Origin of the sequence: Paenibacillus sp. FSL R5-0912 (assembly GCF_000758605.1) — a bacterium.
Lineage (GTDB): Bacteria > Bacillota > Bacilli > Paenibacillales > Paenibacillaceae > Paenibacillus_AQ.
Genome location: NZ_CP009282.1, coordinates 2,182,790 through 2,201,154, shown reverse-complemented (window position 1 = coordinate 2,201,154; position 18,365 = coordinate 2,182,790). Strand labels below are relative to the sequence as shown.

Genomic DNA, 18,365 nt, shown 5'->3' with positions numbered 1-18,365 from the left:
TGCCAGCTGCGTTTCAGCGGCAATTCCTACTCCTTCGCATGCTTCCTGCCCGTCCACAGCCAGCACTGCCTGCCGACTCGCCTCCGTTACATGGGTCTTCATCGCATGTTCCTCCTTTGTTTCTGATCGCTTCTTGTTTCCTTATATCTCAATATCTGATCTGATCAGCCTCAGCTCTTCCACCCACTAACCACATAGACCGGATTCATGCCTTCGAACCGGGTCATGCCGAGAATCGGCTTACCCCGTGATGCCTGAAGCATTGTTACCCCGCAATCCAGGCCTGCTTGCTTCAACGCCTCCATGCTTCCATATAGCGTCTCAATGGTTATCGCTCCAACGACAATCCGCCCTTCCGGCCGGAGTCTCAAGGCGCAGAGCGCGATAATATCCGCCAGCTCCCCGCCGCTGCCGCCGATAAACACTCCATCCGGATCCGGCAGATTCTCCAGCCCCAGCGGCGCTTTCTGATGTATGATCTGGAAATCGGCGCGGAACTTCCGGCGGTTCGCTTCCATGTTCGGCAGATTCTCCGCGCCTTTTTCCAGGGCATAGACCTTGCCGAACCGGGCGATCCGCGCACATTCTGCCGCAACCGCACCGGAGCCGGAGCCGATATCCCACACCACCGCATCCTCGGACAAATTCAGCTCTGACAGGACCAGAGCCCGGACCTCACGTTTCGTAATGAGGCCTTTCTCCGGCTTCCGCTGCTGGAACTGCTCATCCGGATAAGCGAAGCCGCGCCGCAATGATGAGCCGGTTCCCGGCCTTCTGCGCAGGATAACTACATTCAGCGCCGCAAATTCACTATTCTCCATCTCATCCAGCGTCCAGAAGCGGCAGACTTCCTCCGCTCCCCCCAGCCGTTCGCACACAAACGCTTCATATTCCAGCATCCCGAACTCACGCAAATAAGCGGCAATCACCGCAGGCGTATTACTCTCGTCCGTTAGCAGAGCCACCTTGTGCTTGCCGTCTATACGCTGGGCCAGTCCCTGGATGGGGCGCCCGTGCAGACTGATCAGCTCGGCATCCTGCCAGCTGTCCCCCAGCCGGGCAAACGCAAGCTGCACACTGCTATAGTGCGGAATAACCTCAACATGCTCCGGCCCGAACTTGCGGACAAGATACCCCGCGATGCCAAAAAAGAGCGGGTCCCCCGAGGCCAGAACCACAGTCCGCCGCTCCTTCCACACTTTCTCCAGCTTGTCTGTAAAAGGCGTCAGCCCGCCTTGCAGAACGATTTTCTCACCGGTATATCCGCCAAAAAAATTCAATTGCCGTTCTCCGCCGAGCAGTACCTCACTGTTATTCACTTTGCTCAGGCTATCCGGTGTCAGGCCGCCGGCGCCATCCTCCCCGATACCGATCACATAGATCAGGTTACCCACGGATCTCCGCCCTTCCCAGCACTCGGCCCTTCATCGTGATCAATACCATCTCTACAATCATGCCTCCGTTCATATGCTTCAGACTCTCTTCACAGGCATGCCGGCACAGGCTCTCAAAAAAAGCGGAATTTCCTGCATCAGTCATCATATCCACGACCTGCGAGGCTGTATTGGCGGCAGTAATCTCCTTCATCTGCTTGTCATTTGCCCCGGCCTCCGCCGCCACGGCTGCCAGAAATCCGAAGTCAACAGGGGCATTCTTCGAGTGGATCAGCATAGCGCCTTGAGCAACTTTGGAGAACTTACCGGCCATGCCAACAAAGGTAACTTTCTTGATCCCATAGGCCTTGGCATGCTCCAGCGAGAAGCCTACATACTCCCCCATCTGGATAAAAGCTTCCTCCGGAAGCCCGGCGAACATCGCCATCGCATATTTCTCACTGCTGCCGCCGGTGGTCAGAATGATCTGCCCGTTCCCCGTCGCCGCCGCAACCGAAATCGCCTGAACCACACTCGCCTTGTAGGCTTCGGTGGAGAACGGGGTAACCACGCCCCGCGTGCCGAGGATGGAAATGCCGCCGATGATGCCGAGCCGCGGGTTCAGCGTTCTTAGGGCAATCGCTTCGCCTTCCGGCACGCTGATGACCACCCGCAGCCCCCGCGCCGCGCCATGCTCCTCCAGCACACCGGACACCGCCTCCAGTATCATCCGCCACGGCACCGGATTAATTGCCGCTGCTCCGACGGGCACCGGGAGCCCAGGCTTCGTCACCCGGCCGACGCCACGGCCGCCGTCGATCTCCACACCGGGGTGATCCAGCCAGCTCACCGCTGCTTCGATCCAGGCCTGATGCGTGGCATCCGGATCATCTCCGGCATCCTTGACCGTGGCACAGCTTGCCGAGTCCGCTCCTTCGCGCTGCCAGCCTGTAAGTTCAAAGGAGTGCCGGAAGCCCGCCGGGAGATCAATATCTACAGCGGGAAGCCTATCACCTGTAATCAGCAGCAGTGCCGCACCTTTGGCAGCGGCGGCGGCACATGCTCCTGTGGTGTAGCCCCTGCGCAGAGGGGCAGCAGGAGTTGAGGAGGCAGGAGCACCGGTAGGCGACGATGTTAAACCGCTTGGGTTGGCTGTCGACTCAACAACATGCTCAGATTCTCGTTTTGCTGCATACTTTGCATACTCAGCATCATGCTCAGGCTCAGGCTCGAGATTCGCTGCGTACTCTGCATTCTTCTCAGACCCCCGCTTTGCAGTGTACTCTGCCGCGGACTCATTATCATGCTTCACCTCCGTTTCCTCCTATTCTGATCTGCCAGGTTGTCTGGTGTTTGCTCGCTCATGGCAATCCCTCTTTGTGATGATATATGTAACCTATTTGGAGCATCGTAGATATATTTAGACACGCTAACAATTAAATAAGTGAGTTCAATCAACAATGCAGCAATTCATGTATTCAGTTCCAAGTGAAAATTCCAGAATAGTTGTATACTGTGCAATTAAAATCAGCGGAAAGGTAGGCTAGCAACTTATAACTGTACTCTGTACAACTCAATCTGCCCCAATGGGTGAGATCAAGCAAAAAATAGTAGTTTAATTGTACGAAATACAGCTAAACGGATAATTGGTTGTAAATCAGACGTTTTAGTTGTACAAAGTGCACTTAAGCATACCTCATAAGCCTAGCCGTATGGATTAGAACTTGTTCATATCCTGTTCAAAACCCGCTACTAAAGAGTTTGGAGTGTTGGCCCAGCGCTAACACCGTTCCCGCTTATACCTGGGGCAGGGCTAATTCAATTCGCCTGCCGCCCGGCGGTCCGCCAGCAGACTCAGTGCATTGACCGCCGCTACCACAATCGTACTGCCGCCTTTGCGCCCGATATTGGTGATGTAAGGAATGTCGAGCTTGCGCAGCTCATCCTTGGATTCCGCCGCTGAGACGAATCCGACCGGCATGCCGATGACAAGACCCGGCTGCGCTGTGCCTTCTTTTACCAGACGAATCAGTTCCAGCAGGGCAGTCGGCGCGTTGCCGATCACATAGATGCCTCCGGGAGCCTGTGCACAAGCTTTGCGCGTAGCCATAATGGCCCGTGTAGTCCCGAGCGCCTTCGCTTCTTCCATCACATCCGGATCGGAAATATGAACCCTGATTCCCCCGCCGTACCGCTGAATCCGCTCCTTGGCAATGCCCGCCTCCACCATCCGCACATCGGCAATAATCGGCTTGCCCTGCAGAATGGCGGTGATCCCGGCCTCAATCGCCCGAGGATGAAAAACAAGACTCCGTCCCAGCTCAAAATCGGCTGAAGCATGAATGATCCGCTGCACTATTTTGTACTCCAGCCTGCTGAAGGAGTGTTCACCCATCTCTTCCGTAATCATCTGAAAACTCAGGCCTTCTATTTCCTGCGGCTGTACTGTCACCGGCTTGAAATCCGTACCAAAATCCACAGTTATCCCTCCTTGTTCATTTGCAGCGCAGCTCTCACGGCCTCCGTAATCTCGTCAAAAGAGTCAAACACCTTCCCGTTCTCTCCAAAGCTCAGCTCCGGCCGCATAATTAAAATGACGTAAAGCCCCATATCCAGCGCGGCATGCAGCTTCTCATCCACCGAGCCTTCCGCCCCGCTCTCTTTGGTAATCATCACCTGTGTGCCATACTGCCGGTAAAGTGCCTCGTTCATCTCTCTGCTAAAAGGTCCCTGAAGCGCAATAATATTCCGCTGCTCAATGCCAAGGGACAGACATTTCTCCATATTCTCCAGGCAGGGCAGCAGTCTGACCGTCAGCCGGATGTCCGGATCTCCCAGCAGCTCCTCCGCAAACACGCCAAGTGTCTTACCGCCGGTTGTCAGCATAATGGAGCCCTTCAGTTCTTTGGCCTTGCATGCAGCTTCTGCATAGGAACGGACAATGATCAGCCGGGGATGGCTGTCGTAAATCAGACTTTGCCGCTCGTAGCGAAAATAGGGCAAGCCGAGCGCTGCTGCTGCACCCCCAGCATTGGCATGGGCCTCCAGCGCAAACGGGTGGCTGCCGTCTACAACGGCGCGATACCCGCCCTCCTGCAGCAGGGCGGTCATGGCCGCCCTGTCCAGCCTGCCGACCCGGGTGCGGATAGCTGCGGCTTCCAGACGTTCCGCCGCACTGGGCGTCACGACAGAGGCCTGCAGCTGCAGGCCTTGACGCGACAGGTTCAGCGCCAGCTCCCGGGCATCGCTGGTGCCGCACAGCATGAAGATCATCGCGGCTGGCGCAGATCCCGGTTGTCTGCCGGAGCCGCTGTTCCGGTTACATCATGCCGCTCTTGCTGCCCGTGTCCATGTCCCTCCTCACCATGGTGGTGATGGTGATGGTGGTGGTGCAATGCCGCTTCATCACGGTACTTGCAGTTATCGCAATTGCTGAAAGACTGACCCTCCATTGTCTCCTCAATACGCTCTGTCAGCATATCCACAAGCCGTGGATGAATGCCGAGCTGGCGGCCGAGCTGCACTTCAATTTCCGGATGCTCTACGGCGAAATGAGAAACCATTTCTGCGAACTGCTTCATCAGTACTCCGGTGAACAGCAGATACGGCACAACTATAATCTTACGCGCACCCAATGCCAGGCAGCGTTCAAGCCCATCCGGAAGCGACGGCTTCGTGATGGCGATGAAGCAGCTTTCAACGCTTTGGTAAGACGTTCTTTCCCATAGCAGCCGGCCCAGCTTATAGAAATCACTGTTGGCATCCGGATCACTGCCCCCGCGCCCCATAAGCAGCACGATGGTATCCTTATCCTCTGCTGCGGATGTTGTGTGGGCCTGGGCTTCCTGCAAACTTAAGTCCGCAGCTCCGGCTTCATTGCTGTAATCCACAGAAATGGCCAGCGAATCAGCTTCGATACTGTGTGTCACAGATGCAGAAAGCGATTCAGCTTCACGTATCCTGTCCAGCACAATATCTACTGTCCGCTCCTGAACACCCAGCGGACGCCCGTATACAAACTCCACCCCCGGATGCTTCAGCTTGGCCTCATCGATCGCCATCGGAATATCCAGCTTGGAATGGCCCGCCGCGAACAATATAATCGGCACAATATAAATTTGCGTCGCACCGGCCTCCACACATTTGGCAATTCCGCCCGCGATTGAAGGTGAGGCTAGCTCTATGAAGCAGGTCTCAAACCTAAGCTCAGGCTTCCGGGCGGCAAGCTGGCTGGTGAACTGCAGCAGCTCCTCATTTCCCGCTTGAATCCGGCTTCCATGTCCAACCAGTAATACGGTTCTCATCATGCGTGCTCCCTCTATGCTGTCATTATTATCCATACTCCTTGGAGTGCTGTTCACCTGTTCTTCAATACTGCCCATCCGTTCATAAAAAGCATGGAACCGCTCCTTCTCCCGGCCTTGCGCAGTATAATGCTCCACTGCCGCTGCTACAGCAGCCACGGCTTCATCTTCATTCATACCTTCACGGACGAGCGTGCCGGCATGTGCTCCCCGGCCCGACTTCTTGCCGCCCAGATAGAGCTCATAGCTGCCCCGCGAAAGGACCAGCCCGATATCGTCCAGAACAGCCGAGCTGCAGGCCATGCCGCAGCCCGCCACGCTGATATGCAGCTCTTTGGGTACAGCAAGTCCATGCAGCAGGGTATGCAGGCGGACCGCAGCGCTTAAAGCGCCGCTTCTCCGCAATTCACAGAACCCGCAGGTTTTTACTTTCACATAATCACCGGGTATACTTACGCTCAGTTCTGCCTCTGTCAGCTTCGCCGCCAACTCAGCCCGGTCTCCCGGATGGCTGCGCAGCAGAAAATGTCCGTCCTTCGTATAGATCAGCTGCCCGTCATCGCCTGCCAGCTCTGCCATCAGCTTCATCTGGATACCGCTGAATCTGCGGCTGCCGAGGACAGGAGAGACCTCCAGCTCGAAGGCTTCATCAGCGTGTTCCGCCAGCTGAACGGCAGAAATACGTGGACGCTCCACGCGCGCAGATGTTGCCAGACTTAACCCCGCAGCCTCCTCCGTCCGTCCCCCGTCAGTTGGAGCCATACTCTCTAACACCAATCGTTCTACCCGTCCGGTTTCACCGGCAGTTGCACTCGGTGTCATAGCTCCATCTATCCGCCCCGCCTCAGCGCCCACACTCTCCACCCCTGCCCCTTCAGACCGCCCCGCCTCAGCCGCAGCCAGCGACCAAGGCTCGGCCGCAGGGCGCAGCCGCTCATGCGGCTTCAGCGCCTGCGTCTGCGCGCCAAGATTGTACTTGCGCTCGTATCCGCGCGGCGTAACCATCAGACCCTCGTAGACCACCGTCGCCGAGTTGCCGACGATAACCGTAGAGAGCATGCCGATCTCATGCTCCAGCATCTCCTGCAGCGTAGTGACGATCGTCTGCTGACGGTCACGGTAGGCGCTTTTGACAATGCCGACCGGCGTGGAAGGATCACGGTAACGCAGCAGGATATTGCGCGCTTCTTCAATCTGCCGCGTCCGCTTGCCGCTGCGCGGGTTATAGAAGGCGATCACGAAATCCGCGGCGCCCGCCGCTTCTACACGCGCGGCAATGCTCTCCCACGGGGTAAGATGATCGCTCAGGCTGATTGTGCAGGAATCATGCATAACCGGCGCTCCCAGCAGGGAAGAACAGGACTGAATCGCTGATATTCCGGGGATCACCTCGACCTCTACTCCGTCAGCCCGGTTCCAGCCCCGTTCAATCAGCACCTCGTAGACCAGCCCCGCCATGCCGTATACACCGGCATCGCCGCTGGATATTACGGCAATGGTCTGACCAGCCTCGGCTCTGCGGACGGCCTCCTGCGCCCGGCTGACCTCTTCGGTCATACCAGTGCCGACAATCTCCTGATGCCGCAGCAGCGGTTTGATCAGCTCCACATAAGTGTTGTAGCCGATTACAGCCTCACTCTCCTCGAGAGCAGCCAGCGCCCGGCCGGTAATATGCTCCAGCGCTCCGGGACCGAAGCCGATAATGAGCAGCTTTCCTTGTTTCTTCATTCTTCTTCCCCCGTTCGTGAATGCCTGTATTAACTATTCAGCAGCCTGTTTAGTACGGATTTGAAATCTCCCGCCGTGCGGGGAGCCGGCCGGCCGGCGGTGAGCCGTGCAGGCAGGCTGTACCACAAGTCGGCCAGCAGCGGCAGATCAAGGCCGATGGCCTGCAATTCTTCCGCCCCGGCAAAAATCTCCTCAGGCGTCCCCTCAGCCCGGCACCTCCCCTGATCCAGTACGATAATCCAGTCCGCCCAGCGGTACGCCAAGTTCATATCATGCGTAGTCATAACTATGGTTGTGCCTTTTTCATGTATAAGGTCAAGACCCTGCAGCATCTGTGTCTCAGATAACGGGTCCAGATACGAGGTCGGCTCATCCAGCAGGATCAGCTCCGGCTCCATCGCCATTACTCCGGCGAGTGCGGTGCGTTTTTTCTGCCCCAGACTAAGCTGGTGAACCGGTTTGTCACTCAGCTCCGTCAGGTTCAGCAGTTCCATGACACTGCGGCAGCGCTCAGCTATTGCGGCTTCGTCCATCCCCGTTCCCCGCAGCCCGAAGGACACGTCCTCCAGAGGCGAGCTCAATATGAGCTGCTGCTCCGGGTCCTGAAAAACAAGGCCCACGCTTCGCCGCAGCGCAGCCAGCTCTTTTTTGGCATAGGACAATGTCTTACCTCCCTGCTGAACCGTACCCTTCTGTGGACGCAGAATGCCGACAGCATGCAGGAACAGGGTCGATTTGCCCGAACCATTATGGCCGAGCACCGCCGTTTTGCGGCCTTTGGGAATGGAGAGGGTTAGTTCACGCAGCGCGGCTTCCTTCGTATCCGGGTAATGAAACACCACCCCGTCAAAAGCCAGACTATATTCCATGTCCATGGCGTACTCCTCTAATGTGATTTGGCAAATCGAAATTGGATAAATGTTGTATGTTTTACAGCTTTGATACCTAGATACACCGGCCTTCGGGGGGAGTGTTGTATGAAATACAAGAATTGTCCCGTGAAGCCACTTGGAGGAGACGAAATGCTGCCTCTTGTGCAACAATCTTGGAATACATCCGATATATCGGGGAAATTGTTGTACTTTGGGCATGATTTCAAAAAAGCCAGCAGCTTTCCTGCACTAAAATCTTAATTTCAACCGCTCAGCCACAGCCAAAGCTGCGCCAGCGCCAGCACAGCGATCCCCGCATACGCCCGGACCGCATAACGCCGCGGCACAGGCCGCGCGGTATACGGCGGCAGAATGATCTCCCCCGTGAACCCGCGGGTCAGCAGCCCCTGCGATAATCCGTAATAACGGTGCATCGTATTGCCGAAGAGGGCGCCAGCCATGGCCGCCGTCTCCCGCAGCCTGGCCTTGTACCCTCTCCGGCCGCCGCGCAGCCTCCGGGCCAGCATCAGTCCGTGCGCTGCATCATTCAGCAGGAACAGGAAGCGGTACATGATCAGCATCAGCTCCAGCACAATCTGCGGCATACGCAGTCTGCGGAGCACTTGCAGCAGCTCACTGAACGGCGTGGTGAACATCAGGAAGAAGCAGCAGCTTGTGCAGGCAGAGACCCTAACCAGCAGTTCAGCGGCCCGTTCCAGTCCTGCAGCTGTGATATACACCGGAAGAGGCTGCCCCGAAATCCGGAATACGCCAGCTTCCCCGGCAGCGGGGTGGCCGAATTCCACGAGCAGTGCCGGGACACTAAGGCCATAGAACAGCAGCGCCGTACCAAACAGCAGCAAATAGGCGCGATAGGGAATTTTGGCATGCAGGATGCACCATGACATCATCCACAGCGTAATCACAATCTGCAGCACCGGATCCACGGTATAGGAGAGCAGGAACATCAGTGCCGCGAACGAGCTTTTCCACATGGGAGACAGCTGCCTTAAGGCATTATTATAAGAAAGGACATCAATTCGTCTGATCACTTGCTGATGCTGTTCTGCTTCGCCTGGCCTTGTTTCCCTTTCAGCAGCCCCAGTGAATATCCGATCACTCCGGCGCCAATCGCCGCCTGTAATGCGAACAGCATACTCTCCGTCTCACCCGGGATTTCGGTCAGCGGCTTGAACCAGGGTTCATATTCCGGGTTAATCTCTGTGATCACACTCTCGGCAGCATCATCGGCCCCGCCGAACTCCCCTTCTACGAACAACAGCGGCAGCACACACAACAGAACAACGGCCAGCAGCATCAACCCATTTTTCCATTTATTGCTCATTATGCATTTCCCCCTTTAACCTTGCGTTTCAGGAGCGACATTTCATTCGGACTGTACGATTTCAGCCAGTTCCACAATAATACGGTCAGCAGCCCTTCGCTGATGGCCAGCGGAATCTGCGTTACGGCAAAGATCCCCCCGAATTTGAGAAAAGACGCCAGAACCCCGCCATCCCCAGCCGGAAAAGCCACCGCAAGCTGGACGGAAGTCACTACATAAGTCATCAGGTCGGCAACCGCCGCCGCACAGAATAAGGCCAGCTTCTCTCGGTCCGGCAGCTTCATCAACAGCTTATAGACTGCATATCCGGCAAAAGGCCCCGCGACCGCCATCGAGAACGCATTCGCCCCGAGTGTAGTGATTCCCCCGTGCGCCAGAAGCAGCGCCTGAAACAACAGCACAATCGAGCCGATCACGCCCATCGGCAGCGGCCCCAGCATTACAGCACCAAGCCCTGTACCCGTAGGATGAGAGCTGCTTCCGGTAACGGAAGGCATTTTGAGCGCCGATAGAACGAACGTGAACGCCCCTGCCAGACCGAGCAGCAGCTTCAGCTCCGGATTCTCCTTGGTCATCGATCTAAGCCTGATAATCCCGAGCACAAAGAACGGTAAAAACGCCACCCACCAGAACACAGCCCAGCCTACCGGCAGAAACCCTTCCATAATGTGCATAGCCTGGGCCGTCCCAGGTTCATTCAGCAAAAAGAACACTGTAAATCCGGCAATCAGCGCCGCAAAACTCCAAAATCCGCGTTTCTTCATTTGTCAGCCTCCACGTTTCTTAAATATGGCAAACCAAAAAACTCCCGCCCTTCTGGGTGGGAGTGTATGTACGCAGGTATGATTCGATAGAGAGCACTGCCGTGCGCCAGCAAAGGGCTCTGCACCCGGTCGCTCCGCATGGTCCGCTCAACGCTGTGTCTGCATAACATTGAGCCGGCTCTGATCTTGATCTTCAAGATTCCCTCCGGTTCTACAGGGGCACATCGCCTCATCTTATTAACCTATCCGTACACCGCTCCTATCCGCGTAGAGTCGTGGTGTGTGTAATCAAGGTAGGTCTCCTGGCTTGGAATACGGGCGCTGCATCCTTCGTCTTCCCCGGGATCTCCCCAAGTGACATCATGAAGTTCAGCTCTTCCTTACAGTGGCGGGACCGCTCGGGACTTGCACCCGATTCCCTGTTATCCCTTGCCTGATCCGGCAAGAGCACCTTGTTACATCGCTAATCCATCCTACATCATAGCGGAACAGGCTCTGCATGTCTGTGATAAAATTGGAGAGGCTGCGAGGCGCAGTATTCATTTGCTTGTTAGGCAATATTCATTTGCTTGTAAGAATATCATTTGAGTAATATAATTATTAACTATATAACCTGAACGTGGAGGCAGCACATGAAACTTGATCTAACCGAACAATCTTTACCCGTGTATGAAGCGTTATCCAGCGCTGTGCGCCTGCAGATGCTGCGGCTGCTGTCCGAACAGCCTATGAACGTCAAGGAACTGGCCGGGGCGCTGAAGCTCAGCAGTGCCATTATGACGATGCATGTGCGCAAGCTGGAAGCTGCCGGACTGATCCGCAGCCACATGGCTCCCGGGCGCAGCGGACTGCAGAAGATTTGTACACTGGCCGCCGAGAGTGCTGAGATTATTTTCCCCGGACAAGCCAGAACACAGCGCAGAGGCTACCGTAAGGAAATACCCGTGGGCCACTACTCTGATTTCCAGATTGAACCGACCTGCGGATTATCTACCACCGAGCGGGTAATCGGCAACTTTGACGATCCGCGGTATTTCTGGGATCAGGAGCGGGTGAATGCAGGCATCCTGTGGTTCGGCAAAGGATTCGTGGAATATAAAATCCCGAACTTCCTGCTGTCCAGCCAGAATCCTGAGGAACTGGTCATCACCATGGAGATTGCCTCCGAAGCCCCGTCCATCAATAATAACTGGCCCTCCGACATCACCTTCACACTGAACGGACAGCGGCTTGGATTCTGGACCAGCCCCGGCGACTACGGGGACAGCCCGGGCAAATACACTCCTTCCTGGTGGCCTGCGCTCACCAACCAATATGGACTGCTTAAGCAGCTGCGGATTACTCCGGCGGGCACATTCATGGACGGTCAGAAGCTGTCAGAGGTTACGCTGGATCAGGTCAGTATCCGTGATAAACAGTGGACGTTCAAGGTTTCTGTGGAAGACGATGCGGAGCATATCGGTGGTCTTACCTTGTTCGGCAAGGGATTCGGCAACTACAACGAGGATCTGGTCTTTGAACTCTTTTATACAGATGCTGTTGAAGCGTCGGCAAATACCAGCCGGACGGAAGGACCCGGACAGGATTAGACAACAAACAGCGGCAGCAGGAGACCTTAAGATCAGGTCCCCCGCTGCCGCTGTTGCGGTTACGGTATTATTACTAGAGACAGCCATGCGGTTTAATCAGTCACAGGCTGCCACAAGCCGCCGCCCGGCAGCGGACAGCCGCGTGCCTTCAGCCGGGCCACGACCGGTATAATGCAGCCGCAGGCCGTGCAGGTCACGCCATCCTGCAGCTTAGGACAAGCTCTGCATAGAGCAACCCGCTCGGCATAGACTTCATCCGGGGCAGTGTTCCCCGGATTGAACATCGAAGAGGCCAGAATCCGGGCAATCTGCGCTTCCGTCACCTTGTACTCCTCCCGGCATCCCTTGCAGGCTGAAGTGGTTGTCATGCTGCTGTTCTCCTTACGCTTCCGGAGTAATTTCCAGTACAGTTACCGACATTGGCGGCAGAGTAACCGTCAGCGTATCTCCTTCAAGCTTGAAGCCGTTGAACGGCTGCGGTGTTACAGCTTCCGGCTGCTCGAAGGTATTGTGGGCATCGATGGAAGACCCGGCAAGTGTTGTGCCGCTTACGGCCGCTGACAGTCCAGCCAGTCCGCGCAGCTCCAGCGGCAATACTGCCGGTGCAGCGTGATTCAGGTTGCACAGGCTGACATGAATCACGCCCTCTGCTGTTACGGAAGCTGAAGCAGATACTTCAGGAATCTCTACGCCCTCATAGCTGTATACCGGGCTATCCACTGTCAGATCCAGCAGTTCCGCATCCTGATGTACTTTATACATATTGAATACATGATAGGTTGGAGTCAGAAGCATTTTCTCGCCTTCGGTCAGAATTACAGCCTGCAGCACGTTTACGGTCTGGGCAATGTTCGCCATCCGTACACGGTCGCTGTGCTTGTGGAAGATATTCAGGGTCAGACCGGCAACCAGCGCATCACGGATCGTGTTCTGCTGGTAGAGGAATCCCGGGTTGGTACCCGGCTCTACATCATACCAGGTGCCCCATTCATCGACGATCAGGCCCACTCTTTTCTCCGGATCATATTTATCCATAATGACACTGTGGCGGGTAACCAGCTCATCCATGAACAGCGCTTTCTTCAGTGTGGTGAAATATTCATCCGTTCCAAAGCCGGTAGCCGCACCTTTATTCGCCCAATCCGAAGTCGGCAGGGTGTAGTAGTGCAGGGTAAGGGAATCCATGAAGCGGGTGGCTTCGCGCATCAGCACTTCGGTCCAGTTATAGTCATCCGAGTTCGCGCCGCAGGCGATCCGGTGAATCTTGTTATCCCCATAGTTGCGCACATAAGTCTGATATTGGCGGTACAGGTCAGCATAATATTCTGGACGCATATTGCCGCCGCAGCCCCAGTTCTCATTGCCCACGCCGAAATAAGTTACACTCCAAGCCTCTTCCTGGCCGTTCTTCTGGCGCAGCTCAGCCATCGGTGATACACCGTTAAAGGTCAAATACTCAACCCACTCGGACATCTCCTGTACCGTTCCGCTCCCTACATTGCCGTTGATGTACGGCTCACATTCCAGCATGGCGCAGAGCCGCATGAATTCATGTGTACCAAAATGATTGTTCTCAACCGCACCACCCCAATGGGTATTGATCATGCGCTTGCGTTCTTCACTTGGGCCAATGCCGTCCTTCCAGTGATATTCATCGGCGAAGCAGCCGCCCGGCCAGCGCAATACAGGAATCTTCATTTCCTTAAGCGCTTCCACCACATCGTTACGGATACCCTTAGTATTCGGAATCGGCGAATCTTCCCCTACCCAGATGCCTTCATAGATACAGCGTCCCAGATGCTCAGCGAAATGTCCATAGATGTTGCGGTTAATTGTGCCTTTGCGGATGTCAGTGTTCAGTACAATGCGTTCTGCCATTTCAGTTAACGCTCCTCTTTAGGTTAATATATTTGTTAATCATTTAATACTTATATTAATATTATAGTCAGGCTACCTCCGGTTCGTCAATCTTTAAATTAAGTGGCTCGTGCAACCGTTTCTTAAGAATCTTTCCATCTATCGCTGCGGTGGCGCATAGGTTGAATTCTCCCCCACTTAGCTAACGCTTGAAGTGGCGGATTCTTGCGAACAGAAGAGTACCCTCTTCTTATGGAGCAAGCGATCCCTGCGTTCCCGCAGTTTTACATTTTTGACGCAAGTGAAATGTTGAATTCTATCGTTTGGTTAGGTGGCGGTTAAACCGCTACTTGTTCAATATTGTGAGCGGCGTTTTCGTCACGGTCATGGATCGTCCCGCAGGCCGTACACGTCCATTCCCGAATGGACAGGTTCTTCACCTCGGGGTGGATTGTGCCGCACACATGGCAACGCTGACTGGTCGGCTCAAACGTGTCGGCGATCCGAAGATTTCGTCCATACCATTTCGCTTTATACGTCAGCTGTCGCACCCACTCGCCCCAAGACGCATCAGCAATGGATTTTGAAAGCTTGGGGTTCTGAATCATATTCGCCACACGCAGATGTTCGATACTAATCGTTTGGTTTTCACGAATCAGTCTCGTGGTCAGCTTGTGGAGGAAGTCATTTCGTTTATTGGCAATGCGTTCGTGAATACGAGCGATATGCTGCCTTGCTTTCTTCCAGTTGGAGCCGCCCGGAGTACGCCGAGCCATCCGCCGCTGCCAAAGCGCCAGCTTGTTCTCGTATTGACGGTAAAAGCGAGGATTGGCGATATGTTCGCCGTTTGAGCATACTGCATATTCTTTCAAGCCTAAGTCGATGCCAATAGGTGTATCCACTTGGGGCAGAGGGTTCTTTTGAACTTCGCAAACGAGCGAGACGAAAAATTTCCCGCTGGCGTTTTTACGAACGGTAGCGGACAATATCCGGCCTTCCAGCTTCCGGGAGTTTGCAAAACGTATCCAGCCGAGTTTGGGGAGCTTCAAGCGACTGCCCTCCATGGCGATATTCCCGTTGGTGAATTTGGTCGTGTAACTTTGAATCGGATGCTTTCGGCTCTTGAAGCGTGGCGCTTGATTTTGCTTCTTGAAAAAACGATCAAAGCTATCCGCCACATGACGAGCAGCCGACTGCAAAGCGATGCTATCGACTTCTTTCAGCCAGTCGTATTGTGCTTTTAAACCGGGGAGTTGTGTCGCACAAGCGTGATAAGACAAGCCTTTTCCCGTTTCCGCATAGCTTTGATTCCAAGCTCCCAAGAAGTAATTGAACACAAAACGGCAGCAGCCAAACATTCGACGAATGAGTTGCTGTTGCTCTGTATTGGGGTAGATCCGATATTTATAGGCTTGATGAACCAGGGGTTTCGAAGAAACCTTCTGCGCAGACACGAGCATGTGCAACACCTCCTTTTAGTGATCTCATCCATATTATAGCACATATGTTCGTCTTGAAATCGAAAACTACTGATTCATCCCCACCCTATCGAGGGTGGAGTATTCTCAGCTTTTTTAGATAAAATACTGCTGTGGGTGGTCAGACCCGTTTTCCCTAAAAAAATCCTTTGACACCGAGATGTCAAAGGATAAAGGTAAATCGAAAGATCTTCATGTTGTGGGGGAACGGACTTCAGCGATCAGGTCTGCGATGAGAATATAACGGTCGGGAGCCGCGCCGATAAAGTGAAAGGGGTAGCAGGTGCTTACGGTTAGGACAGCGTGGTCTGTAGGTACGATAATCGTTTTATCGTCTTTATCAACAATCCGTATAGCACTTATCTTATAGGTGAAAGAACCGGCTGATGTATCAACGACAAGCTCGTTTCCTATTTCCAGCTCGCCTAATTTAGCAAAGACTGTATCCCGGTGTCCGGATAGAACCGAATTGTTATTCTCACCCGGCAGGACGCTTTCCGAGAAATGTCCAATTCCCTCCTCCAACTCATCCTCGTCTGTCCCGTGTATAATCGGAAGAATTTGCTGTAATGCCGGAATTATCAGCTTTCCGATAACATCGCCTTCCAGCGGCCTTATGGGATAGAGGATATCATCCTGCGGCGGTATGCTGCTGGAATCGCCTGCTTCTACCGGAACGGCGATGCTGCTCTTTACACTATGGCGCAGATCAGCCTGAATTGGGATAAGATCTGTATTCTCATTATAAGCAACGGGAACGGTTTGCGCCTGGATATGAATCAGGGCCCAAGAGATAGACAAGATCCCCAAAATCATTGATCCCAGGGAGATAATGTATATCTGTTTTCCGGCTTTTACTTTATGCTCAGTGTGCCGTTTATTCACGAAGCTTTCTCCTCCATAAGATTACTCCTCCCATTATGGTTAATAGAGATCCTGAGAGAAGCAAGTTGTACCACGGCGTCGCGGTAGCTGGAAGCTGGCCTCCGGTGACTGTAGGTACAGATACGGGAACCACCTCAAACTTAAACACTGTTCCGTTATGGGAAGTGAATCTCACCAGAATATTATAAGTCCCTACCGGTGCTTTAGCGATCCTATAATTGACACTTTCAGTTCCTTCTGTATTGTATAACTTCCCCCCCAGATCGAAATTCCACACTCCTGTGTCTTCTTGATTATCAGGGAGCTTTGCATCAATAATCATATCCCCGTCCGGAAGTAAGCCTACTTTAACCCATTCCGTTTCAACACTCCAAGCAGGCGCTGCCGGCAGCTCCGCAGGAGGTGAAGCAGCAGGAGTATTGACAGGTGAAGCAGCAGGGCCTGGCGTTGCTGCAGCCGGGATTGGTGTTGCCGTGGCCGGTATTAGCGTTACTGTTGCTGGTATTGGCGTTACTGTAGCCGGTATTGGTGTTGCCGTTGCTGGTATTGGCGTTGCCGTTGCTGGTATTGGTGTTGCCGTTGCTGGCACTGGCGTTGCCGTGGCCGGTATTGGTATTGCCGTTGCTGGTATTGGCACTACCGTTGCTGGTACTGGTGTTGCCGTAACTGGTACTGATGTTTCCGTAACTGGTACTGGCGTAGCCGTTGCCGGTATTGGCGTTGCTGTGTCCGGTATTGGCGCTGGTGCATCTGTTTCTACAGGCGGTTGTACCGGTGGTTCCACAGGCGGCTCCTGGACACAAGCCGGAACGGTAATGTTAGACGGGCCCGGGCCAGTGAATGTAACTGCATCTTGTGACAGAATTCTTCCATTTATAATAGTATTAATACCAACCGTTGTTGCTGAAGATTGACTCAATAAACTGCCATTGAACTCCGTATTTGCCGCGAGTGTCGCGGCCCCGTTCACCACCCAATAGATATTACAGGCTTGTGCCCCGTCTGTTAATAGAATCTTCGTACCGGCCGTTGTATCCAATGTCCCTGCAATTTGGAAGATAAAAATATCATCACCGCTAAGTGTTACATCAGCACTGATATTAACTGCACCTGGATAATTATATATACCGGGCAGCAGGATTTCGCCTCCCAGATCCGCTCCAGCCGTTCCATTTACAGTAGGCACCTGTGAATTTGCATACCCAATGGCATTTCCCAAATCAATGTCAGCAGCATGATAAACACTATCATCTAAATAATTTTTCCCATTCGTTATATGTGGAATTACGGTCTGAGTAATAGCTCCCGTATTTCCGGAAACGGAAGTCTCAACCGTTGTCATCGTCTTTGCGAGTAGCCCGAAAGTGGCCGCTGAACCCAAATTCATGTCTATTACCGCAGCTGAAGCGGGCAGCAAAATCCTTGAAAAAGACAGTGTGAAAACCAGCACAATTGCGGTGAGTCCTAGATATTTCAGTTTCATACGCATGCTCCCTTTTTTTGTTGCCAATTTTTACCATTATATACTTATTAATTCTACAGTAGTCTTGTCGAATAAGCAAAGTAAATCTGTAATTCCGCACCTTACACGATATACCACCCCTGCTGAACCCAAATGCACTGCAAAAAACCACCAAATACCCGAAAGTGTCTGACGGCTTTACATTATTGTTCCGGCAAGATTCATTTCACTGTCCATACAAAAGATGATATTATGGCAGTGGCAGCCAAATAAAACACATGGAGAGTACTATGATCAGACCCATATGTAAAGATATGACGATTCTAAGCCAGAAGTCCACATCGGCAACCCCAGAGGATCTGCCAGTGTTAGATGACCTTCTGGATACCTTGCGGGCGAACGCAGACCGCTGTGTCGGCATGGCGGCTGACATGATCGGTGTCAACAAGCGCATGATCGCCTTCAGCATCGGACAAATGAATATTCCAATGATCAATCCGGTCATTGCCCAGCGTGCCCATCCGTATGAAACCGAGGAAGGCTGCCTGTCCCACGAAGGCGTACGCAAAACTACTAGATATGAATCCATTGAGGTAGAGTACTTAGACTATAATTTCAAGCCGCAGAAGCAGACCTTCACCGGCTTTGCGGCGCAGATCATTCAGCATGAGATCGATCACTGCGACGGAATTGTAATCTGAGCCCGGC

The 18,365-nt window shown here is 53.8% G+C and carries 16 protein-coding genes, 1 pseudogene and 1 riboswitch; of the genes and pseudogenes, 2 read left to right on the top strand and 15 right to left on the bottom strand.

Annotated features, from left to right (window positions below):
* Window positions 1-170: 170 nt before the first annotated feature.
* The 10 genes and pseudogenes from R50912_RS09255 to R50912_RS09215 all read right to left on the bottom strand — a co-directional run bounded on the left by R50912_RS09255 (window position 171) and on the right by R50912_RS09215 (window position 10,386).
* A complete protein-coding gene (locus tag R50912_RS09255) occupies window positions 171-1,394 on the bottom strand; it encodes a bifunctional cobalt-precorrin-7 (C(5))-methyltransferase/cobalt-precorrin-6B (C(15))-methyltransferase (RefSeq protein WP_042234198.1) in 1,224 nt (407 codons plus the stop codon).
* Entirely contained in the window at window positions 1,387-2,685 is a 1,299-nt protein-coding gene (locus R50912_RS09250) for a cobalt-precorrin-5B (C(1))-methyltransferase (RefSeq protein ID WP_269322094.1), read from the bottom strand. The genes R50912_RS09255 and R50912_RS09250 overlap by 8 nt, the downstream gene beginning before the upstream one ends.
* 501 nt (window positions 2,686-3,186) lie before the next feature.
* Window positions 3,187-3,852 (bottom strand): precorrin-8X methylmutase, encoded by a 666-nt coding sequence (locus R50912_RS09245; RefSeq protein WP_042234196.1) that lies wholly within the window; start codon window positions 3,850-3,852, stop codon window positions 3,187-3,189.
* Window positions 3,853-3,854: 2 nt separating this feature from the next.
* Window positions 3,855-4,646, bottom strand: a complete 792-nt coding sequence (gene cobK, locus R50912_RS09240; protein ID WP_042234193.1) for a precorrin-6A reductase — start codon at window positions 4,644-4,646, stop codon at window positions 3,855-3,857.
* On the bottom strand, window positions 4,643-5,677 hold the full coding sequence (locus tag R50912_RS36425; RefSeq protein ID WP_442950512.1) for a sirohydrochlorin chelatase: 1,035 nt from the start codon (window positions 5,675-5,677) through the stop codon (window positions 4,643-4,645). Before R50912_RS36425 ends, cobK begins: the two co-directional genes overlap by 4 nt.
* A gap of 63 nt (window positions 5,678-5,740) precedes the next feature.
* Window positions 5,741-7,405: pseudogene (cobJ, locus tag R50912_RS36420) on the bottom strand (precorrin-3B C(17)-methyltransferase); the annotation flags it as partial.
* Window positions 7,406-7,434: 29 nt separating this feature from the next.
* Window positions 7,435-8,280 (bottom strand): energy-coupling factor ABC transporter ATP-binding protein, encoded by an 846-nt coding sequence (locus tag R50912_RS09230; RefSeq protein WP_156123044.1) that lies wholly within the window; start codon window positions 8,278-8,280, stop codon window positions 7,435-7,437.
* Between the two features lie 260 nt (window positions 8,281-8,540).
* Window positions 8,541-9,329, bottom strand: coding sequence for a cobalt ECF transporter T component CbiQ (gene cbiQ / locus R50912_RS09225; protein ID WP_052416154.1), 789 nt, complete (start codon window positions 9,327-9,329; stop codon window positions 8,541-8,543).
* Window positions 9,326-9,622 carry an energy-coupling factor ABC transporter substrate-binding protein gene (locus R50912_RS09220; protein WP_042234189.1) on the bottom strand — a complete coding sequence of 99 codons (297 nt, stop codon included), beginning with the start codon at window positions 9,620-9,622 and terminating at the stop codon, window positions 9,326-9,328. The genes cbiQ and R50912_RS09220 overlap by 4 nt, the downstream gene beginning before the upstream one ends.
* Window positions 9,622-10,386, bottom strand: a complete 765-nt coding sequence (locus tag R50912_RS09215) for an energy-coupling factor ABC transporter permease (protein WP_042234187.1) — start codon at window positions 10,384-10,386, stop codon at window positions 9,622-9,624. Before R50912_RS09215 ends, R50912_RS09220 begins: the two co-directional genes overlap by 1 nt.
* Before the next feature lie 275 nt (window positions 10,387-10,661).
* A riboswitch (cobalamin riboswitch) is annotated at window positions 10,662-10,856 on the bottom strand.
* 162 nt (window positions 10,857-11,018) lie between these two features.
* On the opposite strand from R50912_RS09215, the gene R50912_RS09210 reads away from it, so the two are divergent.
* Window positions 11,019-11,975 (top strand): ArsR/SmtB family transcription factor, encoded by a 957-nt coding sequence (locus R50912_RS09210; RefSeq protein ID WP_042234184.1) that lies wholly within the window; start codon window positions 11,019-11,021, stop codon window positions 11,973-11,975.
* A gap of 92 nt (window positions 11,976-12,067) precedes the next feature.
* Here R50912_RS09210 and R50912_RS09205 read toward each other — a convergent pair whose 3' ends face one another.
* The 5 genes from R50912_RS09205 to R50912_RS34120 form a co-directional block, all read right to left on the bottom strand.
* A complete protein-coding gene (locus R50912_RS09205) occupies window positions 12,068-12,343 on the bottom strand; it encodes a DUF6171 family protein (protein ID WP_042234183.1) in 276 nt (91 codons plus the stop codon).
* A gap of 13 nt (window positions 12,344-12,356) precedes the next feature.
* Window positions 12,357-13,853 carry an alpha-N-arabinofuranosidase gene (locus R50912_RS09200; RefSeq protein WP_042234181.1) on the bottom strand — a complete coding sequence of 499 codons (1,497 nt, stop codon included), beginning with the start codon at window positions 13,851-13,853 and terminating at the stop codon, window positions 12,357-12,359.
* 317 nt (window positions 13,854-14,170) lie between these two features.
* Complete coding sequence (tnpB, locus tag R50912_RS09195; protein ID WP_042234178.1) at window positions 14,171-15,292, bottom strand: IS200/IS605 family element RNA-guided endonuclease TnpB; 1,122 nt, start codon at window positions 15,290-15,292, stop codon at window positions 14,171-14,173.
* Window positions 15,293-15,502: 210 nt separating this feature from the next.
* A complete protein-coding gene (locus R50912_RS09190) occupies window positions 15,503-16,195 on the bottom strand; it encodes a class D sortase (RefSeq protein WP_042234175.1) in 693 nt (230 codons plus the stop codon).
* Window positions 16,188-17,678, bottom strand: a complete 1,491-nt coding sequence (locus tag R50912_RS34120) for an ice-binding family protein (protein ID WP_197073056.1) — start codon at window positions 17,676-17,678, stop codon at window positions 16,188-16,190. The genes R50912_RS09190 and R50912_RS34120 overlap by 8 nt, the downstream gene beginning before the upstream one ends.
* A 269-nt stretch (window positions 17,679-17,947) precedes the next feature.
* Between R50912_RS34120 and R50912_RS09175 the strand changes: the two genes are divergently transcribed.
* The gene (locus R50912_RS09175; RefSeq protein ID WP_042234169.1) at window positions 17,948-18,358 is read left to right on the top strand and encodes a peptide deformylase; all 411 of its coding nucleotides are present in this window, start codon (window positions 17,948-17,950) and stop codon (window positions 18,356-18,358) included.
* The last annotated feature ends 7 nt before the right edge of the window (window positions 18,359-18,365 follow it).